Genomic DNA, 3,602 nt, shown 5'->3' on the forward strand with positions numbered 1-3,602 from the left:
AGGTACGTCGATGTAGGCGTACTCCTGGCTTGCGACGATGGGGCTGGTGCCGGACCAAATCAGGCCGCTGCCCTGGTCGGGAGCCTGCGGGTCATGCTCCACCTCCACCGTCATCGCGATCGATGGCTGACCGTTGGGGTGGTACATCATCGCGCCGAACGTGGGCGTGAGCGACGAGGTCACCATGTCCTCTTCGTCACTGGTCGGGCTGGCGTACTCGTAGAGCACTTCAGGCTTGGCAACGTCGACGGTGAGCTGATGCCAGTCGGTCCACGTGCCGTTGACACCGTTGGAGGTTGCGCGGGCTCGCCAGCGAAGCTTCCAGCCGTCGCTGAGCTTGCCGTCAGGCACGCCGATGTAGGCGTACTCCTGGCTTGCGACGATGGGGCTGGTGCCGGACCAAATCAGGCCGCTGCCCTGGTCGGGAGCCTGCGGGTCATGCTCCACCTGCACTGTCAGCGCCATCGTTGATGAGCCGTAGGGGGCATACATCCTTGCGCCGAATGTCGGCGTAAGGGAAGAGGTGACCAATCCCTCGTCATCCTTGGCTGGCTTCGCGTACTCGTAGAGCGCCACCGGGCCGTTGGGATCGGGTGGGGTGGTCTTCGTCGTGAAAGACCAACTGAAGGGCGACATGATGTTACCGGCCTCGTCCTGGGCGTTGCTCACCTCGGACGTGTACGTGTTCTCGCCTTCAAGAGGGGAGGTTGGTAGGAAGCTGATCACCGTCGCGGACTCGCGTGTCACCGTGCCCTCAACCATGGTGCCGGCGGCGTCCCTGACGGTCACTTGCCCGTTCACAGTTGGTTCGCTAAAAGTCGCCCTGATGGGACCTCCGAGTTCCGCCCCGACCGCGTCCTTGGCAGGCGTCGTGTCGATGACACTCGGCGCCGTGGTGTCCAACTGCTTGGTGACGAACGACCACACATGTGGGGTCATTACGTTGCCCAAGCTGTCCTTGCCGTTGCGTGTCTCGACGTTGTAGACCGTCTGGGACATGAGTCGCGTAGCTGGCGCGAAGGTCCAAACCTTGCTGGAAACATCGACTGTGACGTTACCCGGTACTGAAGTACCTGCCGAGTCCTTGAGTGTGATCAGCACATCGGAGGTGGGTTCGCTGAACGTGGCGATGATCGCACTTGTGAGTGGCACATCGGTGGCATCGGCAGCCGGTTTGGTTTCCACGATTGAAGGCGGCGTCGTGTCGCCTTCAGTTGCGAACGACCAGGAATACGGCGTCATGATATTGCCGGCGGCGTCGGCTGCGTTGGACACGTCGGCGGTGTAGGTGAGTCCGCGGGAAAGCGCATTGCCTGGCTTGAATGTCCACGTGCTGTTGTTCGCCGTCGCCGTTGAGCCGGGTATCTCAATGCCTGTGGGGTCCTTGAGCGTTACCTGTGCGCCGGACACGGGTTCACTGAAAGAGATGGCGACGGAGGTGTCAGATGGCACGTCTTTGGCGTTGCTGGCTGGACTAGTCGTTGTGATGACAGGCGGCGTGATGTCCGACTTGCTGGGGGGAGTCCAGCCGTCGGGCAACCCCGGCATCAATCCTCGACCGTTCTTTATAGCCTCGATCTCTTCCGCAGTCGCACCAGGCGGGGAGGAGATGTCCTCAAGTTCGACCGGAACGGTCCACGGAGACTGCTGGTCTGCTTCTTCGCCCTCCTCGGCTGTCGGCGTGCTCGGAATCGACGGAGTCGCGTTCCCAGAGGCATCAGGAAGCGCATCAAATTCCGCAGCAGAAGGATCCCGGGTTTGCGTGAGGGTCTTCATGCCTGTGTACAGCTTCAGCGGTTCGTATTTGATGATGAGGACAGGGCCGCGAGGAGTGAAGGGCCAGGTGTCGTAACCCCCGTACTCATCCGAGCGGTACCAGCGCCAGTTAGTGGGGACGCTCTCACTGGAGGAGGACAATTGAACGCCGTAGTCGGCGGCGCCGTCCATCCATGCCTGGGTGATCTGCTCGATTGAGTAGTAGAGCTCGCCCTCGCCTTCAGGACAGTCGACACCGTAGGCGCCCTTGTTGCCGATCTGCCCGCTCACAGTCACCGAGGGCTGGTTGGACCAGGTCATCGTGTTGATGTCCCAGGAGCTCGTGACGCGGCGGGCAGTGATACCAGCCGTGGCGGTGTCGCTGCAGTCATTGGTGTCGTAGTTGTAGAGCCTCAGGTCGGCGTTGTCGACGGTGCCCCCTTCCAGGGGCGTTCCCTTGATGTTGAAACGGACGTAGCCGTGCCAGGTCACGGTGCCGCTATTGGATCGGCCGACGATGATGCGGTTGAGCCCCTTGTTGTTGAGGCTGCTGGGATAGCTGTGGCTGACGAAGGTGTCACCGGCGATACCGGTCCCCGTCCAGTCCTCCAGTGGAGCCGCAAGTGTGACTGGGTAGGCGACGGAGGGATCCGTCAGAAAGGCGGTGTCGGGGGCGAGCACCAGCGCGCCATCGCGGTCTACGCTGGCTTTGGCCGTACTCATCCGCCCGGTGGCGGGTGCCCGCATCTCGGTCGCGTCCAGCATGGGAGTGGCGGCCATGTCGGCGATCTCTCTGCCCTTGCTGTCCAGAACGCCGAGGGTCTCATCGCTGCCCTCGCCCAGGGCGAGCCCCTTGGGAAGCTTGAGCGGGATGCGTAGCTTCAGACTCTTCGCAGGCCGCTGCCGCAGCACGATTTCATGCCGGAAACCGCTCGGCGTGACTGTGATGACTAGGTCGATGCCGGGCCCGTAGGCCTGGGGGTAGGTGGCGACGTTGCCTTTAAACACCGGTTTAGGGAGGAGGGACGGGGCGGAGATGGTTCCCTTGCCGGTGTCTGCGGTATAGGTCACTGCCGCTGTGTCGCCGCCGAGCGACAACGTCAGATCACCCTTGACAGCCTTAGGGCGCAGGACGCCGCCTTCTTCTACCAGAGTGGGGTCAAACGGTTGCCAGACACCCCCCTTCTTGACCCGGACCAACGTGCTGGACAACTCGGCAGTGACGGTCGCACCGTCGGGATTGGCGTAGTAGGTAGCGCTCTCCGAACGCAGTGATTCGATCTCGACCCGCTTATTGACCTTTTGGGCTTGGAGGAGCGCAGCGTCCATGGGGTCTGTCACTGCTGGAGTCGGTGTGGGGGGCGTGGTAGGTGCGGTGAACTCCTCGGCCATGGCTGGCACGCCAAGCAGGGAGAGGAAAAGCGCGGGTGTACTGATCAGGGCAGCCCGGCGGCGCGTCCGGCGGCTTAAACCGAACGCTAGTCGTGATGTGCTCACTCCGACCTTTCGAACAGAAGGATGCAAAACGGAGCGATCTTCGCATAAGTTTCATATAAAAGTAAAGATGCTTATATATGACAAAGCTTCGCACCAAGAGGGCAGCGACAGCAGGGGGCTGGCTGGGTCAGCTCATCTCAGGCGGGCCGCCTGCAATGCCTGCGGCTACCGTGACGACACCCGCGCACTGATTGAGGTGCTGCTGCTGTCGCGCCCCTTGGCCGACGAGCACGTTGTAGCTGGCCTGGCCCCGGTCCTAGTACTACAGCCTGATTTCGTGATGCATGAGCCAGCGTCTCCAATGGTGTCTGGCTCGGGCGCGGGTCTGGTGGTGGCGCCGGCGTTGGGAC

At 62.2% G+C, this 3,602-nt stretch carries 1 protein-coding gene; it reads right to left on the reverse strand.

What is annotated here, in order from left to right:
• Window positions 1–3,084, reverse strand: a 3,084-nt coding sequence (locus ABZ815_RS52480) for an Ig-like domain-containing protein (RefSeq protein WP_357711029.1), incomplete at its 3' end; no start/stop codon positions are given.
• Window positions 3,085–3,602 lie beyond the last annotated feature (518 nt).

This window comes from Nonomuraea sp. NPDC047529, from assembly GCF_040642995.1.
GTDB lineage: Bacteria > Actinomycetota > Actinomycetes > Streptosporangiales > Streptosporangiaceae > Nonomuraea.